Source organism: Arthrobacter sp. zg-Y1143 (assembly GCF_030125565.1).
In the GTDB taxonomy this organism is placed as follows: Bacteria; Actinomycetota; Actinomycetes; order Actinomycetales; family Micrococcaceae; genus Arthrobacter_B.
This window is the reverse complement of the sequence record NZ_JASKLW010000006.1, coordinates 169,997-185,405: the sequence shown is the minus strand read 5'-3', so window position 1 is coordinate 185,405 and position 15,409 is coordinate 169,997. Positions and strand designations below refer to the sequence as shown.

Here is a 15,409-nt window from a genome sequence, read left to right as displayed (position 1 = left end):
AATGCCAACCGGCGCTCAGCGCGCCGGGCGCACCTTTGCCAGTGCGCGGACTACCCGGCCGAACGCCCGCTCATCCATCACTGCGCCCTCACGGCGGATGCTCTCCGGTTCCAGGCGGAGCACCCGGTCCAGTTTAACTTCGCTGGGACGGCCCTTACTGTCCCACGGCCCGGTACCGACGTCCAGGTACCGCGGATCAGACGATCCAGTGTTGTTCCGGTCCCGGCTGGTCATCATCAGGCCCAGCAGCAGGGCACCGCTGCGGCCGATCAGCAGCACGGGGCGGTCCTTGCCCTGCGCCGGGTCTTCCTCGTAGGGGACCCACGCCCATACAACCTCACCGGGGTCGGGATCGCCGTCGGGCCGGGGTGCGTAGACCGGACTTACGGGCCCCGCATAGTCACCCGCGTATCCAGTAGGGCCCGACGCCGCGGCCTGCCGGGGGTGCGACGGCGCAGCCTTGGGTCCGGGGGAGGGCGCGGGGGACGGCCTTGGGGAGCGCCGGCCGGGCCCGGGCCGGGATTTTATACCGGTCCGGTCCCGGGACCCCTGCCCGGAAACGGTGCCGGCACCGGACCCGGCCTGGCCCAGCAGCCGGGCGGCGGAACGGACAAGGGAAGCGAAGGTGCGTGCGTTAAAGGGCATGGCACTACGTTAGGCGTCCGGCAGTCAACGGCGCTTCGGTTCCTGCTGGGGCAGGCAAACGTGGGAGACTGTTAATTCGACAGAAACACCCACCAGCAAAGCCTGGACACTGCCACCGCACGCAGGCGCACCCGCGCGGCGTCGGGCCTGTCCCGGAAACAGTAAAGGAACCGCCACAGTGTCACCTATGGCCCGCTTCTCGCCGGTGCCTGCCGCGACGGATCCGGCGATCATCAGAAACTTCTGCATCATCGCCCACATCGACCACGGCAAGTCCACCCTGGCCGACCGCATGCTCCAGTCCACCGGCGTCGTCGAGCACCGCAATATGAAGGCCCAGTACCTGGACCGGATGGATATTGAGCGGGAACGCGGCATCACCATCAAGTCCCAGGCCGTGCGCATGCCGTGGGAGCTCGACGGCGAGTCCTACGCACTGAACATGATCGATACACCGGGCCACGTGGACTTCACCTACGAAGTATCCCGGTCCCTGGCAGCCTGCGAAGGCGCGATTCTGCTGGTGGACGCCGCCCAGGGCATCGAGGCCCAGACGCTGGCGAACCTGTACCTGGCCATGGAGAACGATCTGACGATCATTCCGGTGCTGAACAAGATCGACCTCCCGGCAGCGCAGCCGGAGAAGTACGCCGAAGAACTGGCGAAGCTGATCGGCGGCGATCCGGCGGATGTGCTGAGAGTTTCCGGCAAGACAGGCGTGGGCGTCGAAGCCCTGCTGGACCAGATTGTCCGCGAGATTCCGGCGCCGCAGGGTGATCCCGATGCCCCGGCCCGCGCCATGATTTTCGACTCCGTGTATGACACCTACCGGGGCGTCGTCACCTACGTCCGCGTGATTGACGGGTCCCTGTCCCCGCGCGAACGAATCCAGATGATGTCCACCCGCGCCAGCCACGAGCTCCTGGAAATCGGCGTCAGCTCCCCGGAACCCACCCCGTCCAAGGGACTTGGGGTCGGTGAGGTGGGCTACCTGATCACCGGCGTGAAGGATGTGCGCCTGTCCAAGGTCGGCGACACGGTTACCAACCTGGCCAAGCCGGCTACGGAATCCCTGCCCGGCTACGCAGACCCGAAGCCCATGGTCTTCTCCGGGCTGTACCCCATCGACGGTGCCGACTACCCGGTGCTGCGCGAGGCGCTGGAAAAGCTGATGCTCAACGACGCCGCGCTGGTCTACGAACCCGAGACGTCGGCCGCGCTGGGCTTCGGCTTCCGGGTGGGCTTCCTGGGCCTGCTGCACCTGGAAATCACCCGTGAACGGCTGGAGCGTGAATACAACCTTGACCTGATCTCCACGGCGCCCAACGTGGAGTACGAGGTGACGCTCGAGGACAAGAAGGTCGTCACGGTGACGAACCCCAGCGAGTACCCCGAAGGCAAGATCAAAGAGGTCCGTGAGCCGATGGTTTCGGCTACTATCCTGGCGCCGAATGAATTTGTCGGTGCCATCATGGAGCTGTGCCAGACCCGCCGCGGCGTCCTGGGCGGCATGGACTACCTGTCCGAGGACCGGGTCGAGATCCGGTACCGCCTGCCGCTGGCCGAGATCGTGTTCGACTTCTTCGACATCCTCAAGTCCAAGACCCGCGGCTACGCCTCCCTGGACTGGAAGGCCGACGGCGAGCAGGTTGCCGATCTGGTCAAGGTGGACATCCTGCTCCAGGGCGAGCAGGTGGATGCTTTCAGCTCCATCACCCACAAGGACAAGGCGTACTCCTACGGCGTGATGATGACGGGCAAGCTGCGCGAACTCATCCCGCGCCAGCAGTTCGAGGTCCCCATCCAGGCCGCCATTGGCTCGCGCATCATTGCCCGCGAGTCCATCCGCGCCATCCGCAAGGATGTGCTTGCCAAGTGCTACGGCGGCGACATCAGCCGTAAGCGCAAGCTGCTTGAAAAGCAGAAGGAAGGCAAGAAGCGCATGAAGATGGTGGGCCGCGTGGAGGTTCCGCAGGAAGCCTTCGTGGCTGCACTTTCCTCTGACGATTCCAAGGACAAATCCAAGAAGTGACACCCAGCGCATTGCCCCTCGGAGACCCGGCACCCGCCGACGGCCTCCTGCCCGCACAGGCCGCAGAAGGCGCAGCGGAGCGGAACTTCGGACTGTACGTCCACATTCCGTTCTGCTCCGTCCGCTGCGGTTACTGCGATTTCAACACCTACACGGCCACCGAGCTCGGCGGCGGCGCCTCCCAGGCGGCCTACGGGGCGACGGCGGCCCGCGAAGTGGTTTTCGCAGCGGACGCGCTCCGCCGGTCCGGGATGCCCGAGCGTCGGATGGAAACCGTGTTCTTCGGCGGCGGCACGCCCACGCTGCTGCCGGCCGAGGACCTGGCCATGATCCTCACTACCGCCGTCGACCAGTGGGGCCTGGCGCCCGGCGCTGAGGTCACCACTGAGGCGAACCCGGATTCGGTGACCCCCGAATCCCTGCAGTTGCTCGCCGACGCCGGTTTCACCCGCGTGTCCTTCGGGATGCAGTCAGCGGTACCGCACGTGTTGGCGGTCCTGGACCGCACGCACACCCCCTCGCGGGTGCCGCAGGCAGTGAAATGGGCGCGCGACGCCGGCCTGCACGTGAGCGTGGACCTGATCTACGGCACCCCGGGCGAATCCATGGAGGACTGGAAAATTTCCGTGGAAGAAGCCCTGAGCTACGAGCCGGACCACATTTCGGCCTATGCCCTGATCATCGAGGAAGGGACCAAGCTCGCGGCGCGGATGCGGCGCGGCGAGGTGCCCCCGATTGACGACGACGACCACGCTGACAAGTACGTGCTGGCCGACGAAATGATGACCGCAGCCGGCTTGTCCTGGTATGAGGTCAGCAACTGGGCGCGCACCCCGGCGGACCAGTGCCGGCACAACCTGGCCTACTGGCGCAGCGACGACTGGTGGGGGATCGGCCCCGGCGCACATTCGCATGCCGGCGGCGTGCGCTGGTGGAACGCCAAGCACCCCACCGCCTACGCCCAGCGGATCGCAGCGGGGGAGTCGCCCTCAGTGGGCCGGGAGACGCTTGACGCCGACACCCGGTACATCGAAGACATCATGCTGCGCACGCGGCTGGCAGAGGGCCTGGAACTGAACCGGCTGCGGGAGCCCGGCCGGCTGGCCGTGGCGGGCCTGATGGCCGACGGACTGGTGGATCCCCGGGCGGCGCTGACCGGGAAAGTGATCCTCACCGGCAACGGACGGCTGCTGGCCGATGCGGTGGTCCGCCGGCTGCTGCCGGACTGATCGCCGGCACAAACGAAAAAAGCCGGACCGGGCTTAGTCCCGGTCCGGCTTTTTTATTTGGCTGAACTACTTGATACGGCGCAGGTTGAACGGGTAGCGGTACGGCCGTCCCCGGTTGCACTCAATGCCGGCAATGACGGAGGACACAGCCACGTAGACCCAGATCAGGGCGTTGAGTACGGCGAAGAAGCCGCCCACCACGGGGATAAAGGACAGGGCCCAGACCACCAGCGCCGCAATGCTGGGCGGTAGCGTGAAGTTCAGTGCTTCCTTGGATTCCTGGGCAGTGAACGGGCCGCGGTCGCGGAAGACCAGGTAGATGATCAAGGACGGGACGAAGGCGAGTATGCCGCCGAAGTGCGCCATGGTTGCCCACTGCCGGTCCTCCGAAGCGGTCAGCGGAAGCGCGTTGGCCGGAGCGCCCTGATACACGGGTCGCTGCGCGGGCTCTTCCGGGCGGGGCGGGTGATTCTGGCGTGTGTTGGACACGGCGTAATTTCCTTTTGGCTCATGGTGACTCAGGGTCGGTCCGCTACTACGTATTCCTCAAGCGTACTGTCTGGTCCGCTTTACAACGGAACGGAGACGGCCGGTGCGGCGCACATCTCACCTAAGGGACAGTCAGGAAGTCAATGACTTCTTCCACCCGTCCCAGCAGCGAGGGCTCAAGGTCCGCATAGGTGTGCACCTGCCCCAAAAGCTTCTTCCACCCCAGGGCGACGTCGGTGTGGTCCCGGTGCGGCCAGCCCAGGCCCTGCAGGATGCCGGTCTTCCAATCAAGGTTCCGCGGCACCACCGGCCAGGCACTCCGGCCGATCACCGAGGGTTTGATCGCCTGCCATACATCAACATAAGGGTGGCCCACAATGAGGACGTTGCCCGGCGCTCCGGGGCAGGTCATTGCCTCGGCGGCAATCCGGGATTCCTTGGACCCCGGGACCAGATGGTCCACCAGGATGCCGAGGCGGCGCCCGGGTCCCGGCCCGAAGTCGCGGACCGCCGAATAGAGGTCATCAACGCCGTGGAGGGGCTCGACGACGATTCCCTCCACGCGCAGGTCATCGCCCCAGACCTTTTCCACCAGTTCAGCGTCGTGCTTGCCTTCCACCCAGATGCGGCTGGCCCGCGCGGTGCGGGCGCGTTGGTTGGCCACCCGTACGGATCCGGACGCGGTACGGGCCGGTGCGCCCCTGCCCGGCGCGGCCGCGGACACCGGCACCACCTCCACGGGCTCGCCCTCCAGCAGGAAGCCAAAGCCCAGCTCGAAGGACTTGGTTTTTCCGCGGCGGTCCTCCAGGACCATCAGGTGCAGCCCGCCGGATTTCTCCACCCGCATCACGGCACCCACCCAGCCGGAGGCAACATCCTCCAGGACCAGGCCGGGTTCGGCGCCGACTTTTCGCAGGGCCGTCCGGGCCGGGGCAGTGATGTCCTGCGGACCCCAGGAAAAACTGGACACGAAAATTGCCTCACTCAGATGCTCGGTTGGGCTGGAATGCCCGCAGGGGGTGAACGGGTTCCTCAATGCTAGCAACGCAGTTGATCCGTATTAGACTTAGCACTTGAGCAGTGGGAGTGCTAACCCGCCGCACCATCCGCCGATTCGCTGGGAGGGAAAAGCCATGAGTGAGCCACGCCGGCTCGAGGTCCTCCGCGCCATTGTCGAGGACTACGTCCATTCACGCGAGCCCGTCGGCTCCAAGGCACTGGTGGAGCGCCACCAGTTGGGTGTTTCCTCCGCCACCATCCGCAATGACATGGCGGCCCTTGAAGAGGAAGGGCTCATCACCGCCCCGCACACTTCGGCGGGACGCATCCCCACGGATAAGGGCTACCGCCTGTTCGTGGACCAGATTTCGGACGTGAAACCGCTCTCGGCCCCGGAACGCCGTGCCATCCAGTCCCTGCTCGAAGGCGCAGATGATCTGGATGACGTTATGGACCGCACTGTACGGCTGCTGTCCCAGCTGACCAACCAGGTGGCCGTGGTCCAGTACCCGCACCTGGGTAACGCCAAAGTGCGCCACATCGAATTTGTCCTCCTGGCGCCGGCCCAGGTGCTGGTTGTCCTGATTTCCACCACGGGACGGGTGGAGCAGCGGGTCATCACGGTTCCGCAGCCGGTGACCGAACCCGATCTGCTGGACCTGCGCCACCATTTCCTTACCGCCCTTGCCGGCACGCCGCTCAGCAGCATCACCGGCCACCTTGCCGAAGCGCTGGCCACCGTGCCTGCCGCTTCCCGGAGGGTGGCCGCCGCGTTGGGCCACTGCCTGGAAATGCTCGCCGGAATTAACCGGGAGGACCGCATGGTTATGGCCGGAACGGCCAACCTGGCCCGCTCCACGGTAGACTTCCCGCTGACAATCGGACCGGTCCTGGAGGCTCTCGAGGAACAAGTCGTGATGCTGCGGCTGTTGTCCGAGATGGAGCAGGACGCCCGGGGTGTTGCCGTCCGGATTGGACGGGAAAACCCGCACGGCGGATTATCCGAAGCATCGGTGGTGGCCACGGGGTACGGACCCGACGCTTCGGCAAAGGTCGGCATCCTGGGCCCCACCCGGATGGACTATCCCACCACCATGGCAGCCGTCCGGGCCGTGGCGCGGTACCTCTCACGAATACTCAATAACTAGGCCGGCCCGCACCAGCTGCGCGGCCGTCCCGCCGGGCCACCCGGCGGACCACAAACTACGCCTCCACCACCGGAGGCAGGCAATACAGGAAGCGATGTGCACGAGTGAGCGATCACTATCAGGTTCTGGGCGTCGGACGAGACGCCACGGGTGAAGAAATCAAGAAGGCGTACCGGAAGCTTGCCCGCAAGCTGCATCCGGACGTCAACAATGCTCCGGGTGCATCCGATGAGTTCAAAGCCGTAACGCACGCCTACGAGGTTCTCTCGGATCCGGAGAAGCGCCGCATTTACGACACCACGGGCAACGAGAACGGCACCGACAACGGCTTCGGCGGCGGCGGCTTCGGCGGCCAGGGCTTCGGTTTCCAGGACATCTTCGACACCTTCTTCGGCGGTGCAGCCCCCGGCGGCGGACGGGGACCCGCCTCGCGGGCCCGGCGCGGCCAGGATGCGCTCATCAACGTGCGGATCGACCTCAAGGACGCCGTCTTCGGCGTCAACAAGAAGATCGACGTCGACACCGCCGTCGTCTGCCCCACGTGTGACGGATCGTGCTGCCAGCCGGGCACATCCCCGCGGACCTGCGACATCTGCCACGGCACCGGCCAGGTGCAGCGGGCTGTACGTTCCATCCTCGGCCAGGTCATGACCTCGGCCCCCTGCGGAACCTGCAACGGCTTCGGCACCGTCATTCCGGATCCGTGCCACGAATGCTCCGGTGAAGGCCGGGTCCGCAACCGCCGCACACTGACCATCAAGATCCCCGCCGGCGTCGCCACCGGCACCCGGATCCAGCTCAGCCAGCAGGGCGAGGCCGGCATGGCCGGCGGCCCCGCCGGCGACCTCTACGTGGAAATCAGGGTCAACAATGACCCGACGTTCCTCCGCGAGGGAGATGATCTGCACGCCACCCTCACCGTCCCGATGACTGCGGCGTCCCTGGGCACCACGGTCACCCTCGACACCTTCGACGGCGAACGTGAAATCACGGTCAAGCCCGGCACCCAGTCCGGTGAGGTCTCCGTCCTCAACGGACTCGGTGTTACGCACCTGCGCGGCCACGGCCGCGGCGATCTGCGGGTGCATGTGCACGTGGAAACCCCGCAGAAGCTGGACTCCGAGCAGGAAGAGCTGCTGCGCAAACTCGCCCAGCTGCGCGGGGAGGAATACAGCGAGGGCCGCCTGAACAGTTCGAACTCCGGCGTCTTCGCGAAACTGCGGGACCGGTTGGGCAACCTCTAGGATGACCAACCCCATTTTCTTCGGGGATCCGGAGCTGGTGGCAGCAGTCCTTCCAGGCGGCTCGTTCCGCCTGGAAGGACCGGAAGCCCGCCATGCCGTGTCCGTGAAGCGGATTGCCCCCGGCGAGCCGGTGGACGTTGTGGACGGTGCCGGACGGCGGATCACCGGCACCGTCACCGTGACCGGCCCGTCCCTGCTGGAACTGGCCGTGGAAGCGGTAACGCAGGAGCCGGCGGAGGCTGAGCGCCTTGTCCTGGTGCAGGCCCTCGCCAAGGGAGACCGTGATGAGCAGGCGGTCGAAGCGGCCACGGAACTGGGCGTGGATGCCGTGATCCCGTGGCAGTCGGACCGCAGCATTGTCCGGTGGCGCACGGAGAAAGCGGCCAAGGGCCAGGCCAAGTGGCAGGCACTGACCGCCGCCGCCGCCAAGCAGTCCCGCCGCTCCCGCATTCCCGAGGTTGAGCCGCTGCTCGACAGCAAGGCCCTGGTCCGCCGTCTCTCGGACCTGGACCTGGTACTGGTGCTGCATGAGGAAGCCGACGCACCCCTCGCCGGGGCCTTGGCGGCACTCGGCGACCGCCGCGCTGGTCCGGCCGGGCCGGATGAGGCGCAGGCTTCCATTGCGGTGGTTGTGGGACCGGAGGGCGGTATCAGCCCGGCGGAGCTGGAACAGCTGCGTGCCGCCGGCGCGGTGGCGGTCCGGCTGGGCCCGCATGTGCTGCGGTCCTCCACCGCCGGTCCTTCTGCGCTGGCTGTCCTGAATCAGCTGCTGGGCCGCTGGTAGTCCGGCCGCCGTAGGGCGCCTTACCCCTCGGGGGAGCCGGGATCGGAGATAACCGTGATCCGCTTGGAATCTCCGGCCGATTCATGTCCGCCGTAGAAGACACGGATACTGTAGTCGCCCGGTGCGAGGGTCGCGGAGAAACTGAACCTCCCGGTTTCCCCTACTGCGGCATGCAGGTCCACGGTGCCCGCAGCCACGGCTGCCGAGGACGGCCTGCCGTCCACCACGGGCTCGGCACGCCAGTACAGCTGGGAAGGCTGCGCCACCGCGGTGCCGCTGATCTCCACGTCACTGCCGCGCACCTGGGATTCCTGCGGATCGATGATCCAGATGGGAGCAGCCAGCTTGGTGTCCCGGCGAAGCGGCTCATCCAGCGGGACATGCCCGAACGCACGATAGCCCGCCTTGCCGTCCACCAGGATCACCACCGTGCTTTCCTGGCCCACCGCGGTGAGTTTCGCGTTGGCGGCAGCGGCGGTGGCGGTGTACACCAGCTGCTGCACGGCACGGTGGGCCATTCCGGAGTCGAGGGAGCCCTTGAACGCATCCGAGGAGATGTCCACCGTGATGACGTTCTTGCTGGAAATGGAAGCGGTGACGCTGTCAGCCGGATGCCATGGCGTGAAATAGTCCTGGTCCAGCGGTTTCCCCGCCGTCATTGCCCGGACTGCCTCGCCGACCGGATCGCCGGTGTGGTCCGAGTGCAGGAACTCCCGGTAGAGGCTCACGGTTGTTTCGTTGAGGCCGAGCCAGTAGACCGGCATCAAGGTAGAAGCCGAGGCCGCCTCGGCGGGCGGGGAGATGGTCATGGCGGCACCTCCGCCGGTTTCGCCGGCGTTGGCCGACGTCGGCATGGTGGTGGTGGCATTCTCTGCCACCACGCCGCAGCCGCCAAGCATCACGGCGCCGGCTGCCAGCGCGGACCCGGCGAGCAGGAGCCGGCGCCGGCACATGGAGGGGGATGGGGCACGGCGGGTTTTTCCGGTGGACATCAACCCTCCTTAAGGTGTCGCTAACAGGTACGTCATCCACCTTCGCACACGGTTTCGGGCCCACCGGTGCTGTTCGCGGGACCACGGCCGGACTGAAACACGATTGAGACATCACCGTTGCGGCCCCGAGATAAAGCCCATGGTGTTCCGCCCGGGTGCGGGCAGATCAAGTAAGATTTACGTAGCCGGAGTTGCGCGGCGCAGGCACCAGCAGGGGCGCAGGAATCACGTGCAGGGAAATAAAGCCCCGTACTGCGGCGTTTTTAGTAAACGGGACGCGGAGTACGGCGCACCGAACCACCCAACAGCAGCACACCCAACAGCACTCAATAAGGGGCGATGAAAGGCCTGGAAAGGCCGTCTATATGACCGAATCTTCAATGGAAATCGGCACCATCCGACTGGACAACCAGACAATTGTCTTTGACTCCACGGAACACATGGTCCAGTCGCTGGGGGCCAACGACGAGGCCCTGCGGATCATTGAGGCGGCCAATCCCGAGGTGAGCCTGCTGGTCCGGGGGAATGAGCTTTCGGTTGCCGGACCCGCGGCCGATGTGGAGCAGACCGTCCGACTGGTCAACGAGGTCCGTGTACTGGCCCGGAACCAGACCCGGGTTACCCCTCAGGTCCTCGAGCAGCTGATCAGCATGCTCCGTGATCAGAGCACGCACCGCCCGGCGGACGTGCTTACCCAGAACATCCTCTCCACCCGCGGCAAAACCATCCGGCCGAAGACCCTGAACCAAAAGAACTACGTGGACGCGATTGACCGCAACACAGTGGTCTTCGGCATCGGGCCGGCCGGCACCGGCAAGACATACCTGGCAATGGCCAAGGCCGTTCAGGCGCTGCAGCAGAAGGAGGTCAACCGGATCATCCTGACCCGGCCGGCCGTTGAAGCGGGGGAGCGGCTCGGCTTCCTGCCGGGCACACTGAGCGACAAGATCGATCCGTACCTGCGACCGCTGTACGACGCGCTGCACGACATGATGGACCCCGAATCCATTCCGCGGCTGATGGCGGCAGGCACCATTGAGGTGGCGCCGCTGGCCTACATGCGCGGCCGGACCCTCAATGACGCGTTCATCATTTTGGACGAAGCGCAGAACACCACGCCCGAACAGATGAAGATGTTCCTGACCCGCCTCGGCTTCGGCTCCAAGATGGTCGTCACCGGAGACGTCACCCAGGTGGACCTTCCCGGCGGCACAGCCTCGGGGCTGCGTATTGTGCACGACATCCTGGGCGACATCGACGACGTCGCGTTCTCCGAACTCCAGGCGGTCGACGTCGTACGCCACCGGTTGGTCAGCGACATTGTCACTGCCTACAGCGAGTGGGACGAGGCAAAGCGCAGCCGCAGCGCCGCGCGCAGCGACGAAGGACAGTCCAACAGCCGCGGCAACGGCGGCCACGGGCGGGAGGCCCGTTCATGAGCATTGAAGTAAACAACGAATCCAGCGCGCCCGGAGTGGACGAAGAGGGACTGGCCCGGCTGGGCCGGTACCTGCTCGACAGCCTCTACGTGCACCCCGAAGCGGACCTGTCCATCATCCTCGTGGACGAGGATGCCATTGAAAAGCTGCATATCGAGTGGATGGACCTGCCGGGCCCCACCGATGTGCTCTCCTTCCCCATGGATGAGCTGCGTCCCGGAACAGCCGGACGAATCACCCCGGCCGGCGTCCTGGGCGACATTGTGCTGTGCCCGCAGGTAGCCGCACGCCAGGCCGCCGACGCCGGGCACGGCACCGACGAGGAACTGCTGCTCCTAACCACACACGGCGTGCTGCACCTGCTCGGCTACGACCACGCCGAACCCGAGGAAGAGAAAGAAATGTTCGGCCTCCAGCGCCGCCTGCTCTCCGCCTACCTGGGTAAACAGGCCCCCAAGGAGACCCGAAGTTGAGCATTGGTGTCCTTGTGGTTATGGCCATGGCCTTTATGGTCCTGGCCGGGCTGCTGACCGCAGCCGAATCGGCGTACGGCTACCTGCCCCGCCAGGACGCCGAGGCGCTGCTTCACGGCAAGGCAGGCGCACCGCTGCGCCGCATCCTGGCACACCCCGTGGCGCACATGCACGCGCTGCGGTTCTGGCGCGTCTGGTTCGAAATGGCGATGGCGGTTTCCGTGGCCACGCTGTTCCAGCTGCTGCTGGACAACATCTGGCTGGCCGGGCTGCTGGCGACCGTCACCATGGCCGCCGTCGGCTTTGTCCTGGTGGGGGTGTCCCCGCGGCAGATTGGACGCAAGCACGTTACCGCCGTCGTGGTCCTCACCGCCGGACTGGTCCGCGTGCTGCGCGCCGTCCTGGGTCCGATCCCCGGCTGGCTGGTGCGGCTGGGCACGGCCGTGGCTCCCGGCACCCAGGGCCCGGATGCCGCCTTCTTTACCGAAGAGGAATTCCGGGAGCTGCTGGACCGCGCCTCCGATGCGGACATGATCGAGGACACCGAAGCGGAACTGATCCATTCCGTCTTCGAACTCGGTGACACCAAGGTCCGCTCGGTGATGGTTCCCCGCACCGACATGGTCTGCATCGAAGCCGGCAGCACCCTGCGCCAGGCCATGTCCCTGTTCCTGCGTTCGGGATACTCCCGGGTGCCGGTCATCGAAGACAGCGCCGACCACCTGGTGGGCATCCTCTATCTCAAGGACGTGGCCGCCCGGATCCACAGCGATCCCGAGCGCGGCTCCGTGGAAAAGGTCGAAGACTTTGCCCGCAGCGTCCGCTACGTGCCCGAATCCAAGGCCGTCAGTGAACTGCTCCAGGAACTCCAGCGGGAATCCACTCACGTGGCCGTGGTGATCGACGAATACGGCGGAACTGCCGGGCTGGTGACGCTTGAGGACCTCATTGAGGAGATCGTCGGCGAAATCGTCGACGAGTACGACTCGGAGCGCCCCGAAATCGAAAACCTCGGCGAAAACCGCTACCGCGTCAGCTCCAAAACCGGCATCGACGACCTCGGCGAACTGTTCGACGTCGAACTGGAGGATGATGAAGTGGATACGGTTGGCGGATTGCTGGCCAAAGCCCTCGGCCGCGTCCCGATTGTCGGTTCCGAGGTGGTAGTGGAAGGCATCGTCCTCCACGCCGAACGCCTGGAAGGCCGGCGCAACCGGGTTTCACATGTCCTGGCCTGGAAGGCCGCTTCCCCGGAAGACTCCGAAGAATCCAGCGATGAGGGCCAGAACCCGGCCCCGCGCTCCCGCTCTACAGAATTGGTACCCCGTAATGACTGAACCGCAGTTCCGCGCAGGATTCGTTTCCCTGGTGGGCCGGCCCAATGCCGGCAAGTCCACCCTGACCAATGCGCTGGTCGGTTCCAAGGTGGCGATTACCTCCGCCAAGCCGCAGACCACCCGGCACACCATCCGCGGCATCGTGCACCGCGAAGACTCACAGGTGATCCTCGTGGACACCCCGGGACTGCACCGCCCCCGCACCCTGCTGGGCAAGCGGCTCAACGAGCTGGTGGCTGACACCCTGGCTGAGGTCGACGCCGTCGGGTTCTGCCTGCCGGCCAACGAAGCCGTAGGCCCCGGCGACCGCTACATTGCCGCCCAGCTGGCGGCACTGAAACGCACTCCCGTGATTGCCCTGGTCACCAAGACCGACCTGGTGGACCGCGCGGCACTGGCCAAGCAGCTGATGTCTGTCACCGCGCTGGGCAATGAGGTGCTGGGCGAGGCCGGCTGGGCCGACGTCGTACCCGTCTCTGCTGCGGACGGTTTCCAGGTCGGTACCGTAGCGGACGTGCTGGCCGGCCACATGCCTGCCTCGCCGCCGCTGTACCCGGACGGAGAGCTGACGGACGAGCCCGAGGCCGTCATGGTGGCAGAACTGGTCCGCGAAGCCGCCCTGGAGGGCGTGCGGGATGAGCTGCCACACTCCCTTGCCGTGGTTGTGGAGGAAATTGTTCCCCGCGAAGGCCGCAGCGAGGAGAACCCGCTGCTGGACGTACGCGTGAACCTGTACGTAGAGCGTTCTTCCCAGAAGGCCATTATCATCGGCCGCGGCGGGTCCCGCCTGCGGGACGTTGGAACAACTGCGCGCCGCGGCATCGAGGCGCTGCTGGGCACGAAGGTGTACCTTGACCTTCACGTCAAGATCGCCAAGGACTGGCAGCGGGACCCCAAGCAGCTGGTGAAGCTGGGGTTTTAGCTCCGCTCCGGCCGGCTCTTCCGGCCGCCACGGTGCCTGCCCCCGCGTAACTCACAGGGTCAGCCCGTACACTTTGTACATTCGTTTGAGCATATCGATTCATGAAGGGGACCGGCTATGTCATCTCGCCGTGCCGCAACGGGCGGCGGCCCCTTGGGAAATACCAGTGCCAGGACAGGCGGTTCCGCGGAACCGGGTGGCAGGCATCTTTCCCGGCGGGCCTCCGCCGGGCATCCGGTCCTCAAGGGTATTGCTGCCCTCCTTTCGCTGGTCCTCGTGGCCGGCGTCGTTTTCGGCGTGGTGCAGGTAATGCGGCTGCAGGGCAACTTTGACACCGAGCCGCTGAACCTGGGTTCGGGTGACGCTCCGGTTGAGCAGGTGGATGCCAACACCGATCCCATGCAGATCCTGGTCTTGGGCACCGACAACCGCGACGGGCAGAACTCGAACAACTCCGACGTGATGATGCTGGTGAACCTCTCCGCGGACCGCTCCAACGTCACCGTGGTGAGCTTCCCCCGCGACCTGCTGGTCCCGCTGCCCCAGTGTGAAGATCCGGCCTCCGGCGTTGTTTATGACGCCATGGACTTGGGCCAGCTCAACGGCGCCCTGGGCAACGGCGGCCCGGGCTGCACGGTTGCAGCCATCAACGAACTGACCGGCCTGACCATCGACCACTTCATGATGGCCGACTTCGATGCCGTGAAGGAGTTGTCGAACACGCTCGGCGGCGTGGAGGTGTGCGTCAACCAGCCGGTTAATGACCCGCTTTCAGGTTTGGATCTTCCCGCTGGTGTCAGCACCGTCCAGGGCGAACAGGCACTGGCGTTCCTGCGCACCCGGCACGGATTCGGCAACGGCGGCGACGAAGGCCGTATCCGCGCCCAGCAGAGCTTCCTGGCCTCCATGGTCCGCAAGGTCAAGGACGAAGGTACGCTGAACAACCTGCCGAAGCTGTACTCCATGGCCGAGACGGTCACCAAGAACCTCACCGTGGACGAGGGCCTGGCACAGATTCCGGACCTGGTTTCCCTCGCCACCCGGCTCAAGGACGTGGACCTGGGCAAGGTGGCGTTCGTGACCGCTCCGGTGGTGCCCTGGGAACTGGACCCGAACCGCCTCGTGCTTGACGAGGAAAAGGCGCAGCCGCTCTTTGACGCACTGGTCTCCGACCAGGGTGTGACCGCAGAGCCCACCGCACCTGGAACCACCGGGACCCCGACGGATGCCTCTACTGACGCAGCCACCGGCATGCCGGTCACAGAGGAGCCCACGGTTCCGGTGGTGGATCCGGCAACTGTGCCCGTCACGCTGGTGAACGCCTCCGGCGCTTCGGGACGGGACAAGGCTGTAGCCGAAGTCCTGCTCTCGAAGGGGTTTGTCCAGGCACTGGCCGGCGGCACGGCGTCCACGCAGAGTCCGGCAACGCAGATCTTCTATGGTTACGGCTATGAGGAGATGGCGCTGGAAGTGGCCCGGACCCTGAATATCCCGGACGTGCAGGTGGTCCTTAGTGCGGCCTACACGGGTGTTTCCGTGGAGATCGGAGCGGACTTCGCCTCCGGCTCCGCCATGAAGGACCTGGGCGACGTCGGTGACCTGAGCGGCCAGACCGCTGCGCAGGTTACGTGCCAGTCCGCATTTGGAAACTAACATTTGAAGCGGGGGATCGCCTG

The 15,409-nt window shown here is 65.8% G+C and carries 14 protein-coding genes; 10 read left to right on the top strand and 4 right to left on the bottom strand.

The window, feature by feature from the left end; genetic code table 11:
• Nucleotides 1-15 precede the first annotated feature (15 nt).
• A complete protein-coding gene (locus QNN98_RS09390; protein ID WP_283996891.1) occupies nucleotides 16-645 on the bottom strand; it encodes a type II toxin-antitoxin system PemK/MazF family toxin in 630 nt (209 codons plus the stop codon).
• A 178-nt stretch (nucleotides 646-823) separates the two neighbouring features.
• Here QNN98_RS09390 and lepA point away from each other — a divergent pair, with 178 nt between their 5' ends.
• The gene (lepA, locus tag QNN98_RS09385; protein ID WP_227911450.1) at nucleotides 824-2,677 is read left to right on the top strand and encodes a translation elongation factor 4; all 1,854 of its coding nucleotides are present in this window, start codon (nucleotides 824-826) and stop codon (nucleotides 2,675-2,677) included.
• Nucleotides 2,674-3,906, top strand: a complete 1,233-nt coding sequence (gene hemW / locus QNN98_RS09380) for a radical SAM family heme chaperone HemW (RefSeq protein ID WP_283996890.1) — start codon at nucleotides 2,674-2,676, stop codon at nucleotides 3,904-3,906. The genes lepA and hemW overlap by 4 nt, the downstream gene beginning before the upstream one ends.
• Nucleotides 3,907-3,972: 66 nt before the next feature.
• Here the strand turns inward: hemW and QNN98_RS09375 are convergent, their stop codons facing one another.
• On the bottom strand, nucleotides 3,973-4,395 hold the full coding sequence (locus tag QNN98_RS09375; RefSeq protein ID WP_442860130.1) for a DUF4870 domain-containing protein: 423 nt from the start codon (nucleotides 4,393-4,395) through the stop codon (nucleotides 3,973-3,975).
• A 121-nt stretch (nucleotides 4,396-4,516) separates the two neighbouring features.
• Nucleotides 4,517-5,365, bottom strand: a complete 849-nt coding sequence (locus QNN98_RS09370) for a DUF3097 domain-containing protein (RefSeq protein WP_283996889.1) — start codon at nucleotides 5,363-5,365, stop codon at nucleotides 4,517-4,519.
• Between the two features lie 163 nt (nucleotides 5,366-5,528).
• Between QNN98_RS09370 and hrcA the strand changes: the two genes are divergently transcribed.
• The 3 genes from hrcA to QNN98_RS09355 all read left to right on the top strand — a co-directional run bounded on the left by hrcA (nucleotide 5,529) and on the right by QNN98_RS09355 (nucleotide 8,570).
• Nucleotides 5,529-6,542, top strand: a complete 1,014-nt coding sequence (gene hrcA / locus QNN98_RS09365; protein ID WP_283996888.1) for a heat-inducible transcriptional repressor HrcA — start codon at nucleotides 5,529-5,531, stop codon at nucleotides 6,540-6,542.
• Nucleotides 6,543-6,646: 104 nt separating this feature from the next.
• Entirely contained in the window at nucleotides 6,647-7,786 is a 1,140-nt protein-coding gene (dnaJ, locus tag QNN98_RS09360) for a molecular chaperone DnaJ (RefSeq protein WP_227911446.1), read from the top strand.
• 1 nt (nucleotide 7,787) lies between these two features.
• The gene (locus QNN98_RS09355) at nucleotides 7,788-8,570 is read left to right on the top strand and encodes a 16S rRNA (uracil(1498)-N(3))-methyltransferase (RefSeq protein ID WP_283996887.1); all 783 of its coding nucleotides are present in this window, start codon (nucleotides 7,788-7,790) and stop codon (nucleotides 8,568-8,570) included.
• Nucleotides 8,571-8,590: 20 nt separating this feature from the next.
• Here the strand turns inward: QNN98_RS09355 and QNN98_RS09350 are convergent, their stop codons facing one another.
• Entirely contained in the window at nucleotides 8,591-9,562 is a 972-nt protein-coding gene (locus QNN98_RS09350; RefSeq protein ID WP_227911444.1) for a GerMN domain-containing protein, read from the bottom strand.
• A 380-nt stretch (nucleotides 9,563-9,942) separates the two neighbouring features.
• Between QNN98_RS09350 and QNN98_RS09345 the strand changes: the two genes are divergently transcribed.
• The 5 genes from QNN98_RS09345 to QNN98_RS09325 all read left to right on the top strand — a co-directional run bounded on the left by QNN98_RS09345 (nucleotide 9,943) and on the right by QNN98_RS09325 (nucleotide 15,386).
• A complete protein-coding gene (locus tag QNN98_RS09345; protein WP_442860135.1) occupies nucleotides 9,943-11,001 on the top strand; it encodes a PhoH family protein in 1,059 nt (352 codons plus the stop codon).
• Complete coding sequence (gene ybeY / locus QNN98_RS09340; protein WP_227911442.1) at nucleotides 10,998-11,474, top strand: rRNA maturation RNase YbeY; 477 nt, start codon at nucleotides 10,998-11,000, stop codon at nucleotides 11,472-11,474. The genes QNN98_RS09345 and ybeY overlap by 4 nt, the downstream gene beginning before the upstream one ends.
• 20 nt (nucleotides 11,475-11,494) lie before the next feature.
• A complete protein-coding gene (locus tag QNN98_RS09335) occupies nucleotides 11,495-12,811 on the top strand; it encodes a hemolysin family protein (RefSeq protein ID WP_442860134.1) in 1,317 nt (438 codons plus the stop codon).
• Entirely contained in the window at nucleotides 12,804-13,733 is a 930-nt protein-coding gene (era, locus tag QNN98_RS09330; protein ID WP_227911440.1) for a GTPase Era, read from the top strand. The genes QNN98_RS09335 and era overlap by 8 nt, the downstream gene beginning before the upstream one ends.
• Nucleotides 13,734-13,850: 117 nt before the next feature.
• Nucleotides 13,851-15,386, top strand: coding sequence for an LCP family protein (locus tag QNN98_RS09325; RefSeq protein ID WP_227911439.1), 1,536 nt, complete (start codon nucleotides 13,851-13,853; stop codon nucleotides 15,384-15,386).
• Nucleotides 15,387-15,409 lie beyond the last annotated feature (23 nt).

Excerpts from the sequence above, each read along its gene's own strand:
- QNN98_RS09355 (WP_283996887.1), top strand. The coding sequence starts at position 7,788 with ATGACCAACCCCATTTTCTTCGGGGATCCGGAGCTGGTGGCAGCAGTC.
- QNN98_RS09390 (WP_283996891.1), bottom strand. The coding sequence starts at position 645 with ATGCCCTTTAACGCACGCACCTTCGCTTCCCTTGTCCGTTCCGCCGCC.
- QNN98_RS09335 (WP_442860134.1), top strand. The coding sequence starts at position 11,495 with ATGGCCATGGCCTTTATGGTCCTGGCCGGGCTGCTGACCGCAGCCGAA.
- QNN98_RS09325 (WP_227911439.1), top strand. The coding sequence starts at position 13,851 with ATGTCATCTCGCCGTGCCGCAACGGGCGGCGGCCCCTTGGGAAATACC.
- QNN98_RS09350 (WP_227911444.1), bottom strand. The coding sequence starts at position 9,562 with ATGTCCACCGGAAAAACCCGCCGTGCCCCATCCCCCTCCATGTGCCGG.
- QNN98_RS09345 (WP_442860135.1), top strand. The coding sequence starts at position 9,943 with ATGGAAATCGGCACCATCCGACTGGACAACCAGACAATTGTCTTTGAC.
- ybeY (WP_227911442.1), top strand. The coding sequence starts at position 10,998 with ATGAGCATTGAAGTAAACAACGAATCCAGCGCGCCCGGAGTGGACGAA.
- hrcA (WP_283996888.1), top strand. The coding sequence starts at position 5,529 with ATGAGTGAGCCACGCCGGCTCGAGGTCCTCCGCGCCATTGTCGAGGAC.
- era (WP_227911440.1), top strand. The coding sequence starts at position 12,804 with ATGACTGAACCGCAGTTCCGCGCAGGATTCGTTTCCCTGGTGGGCCGG.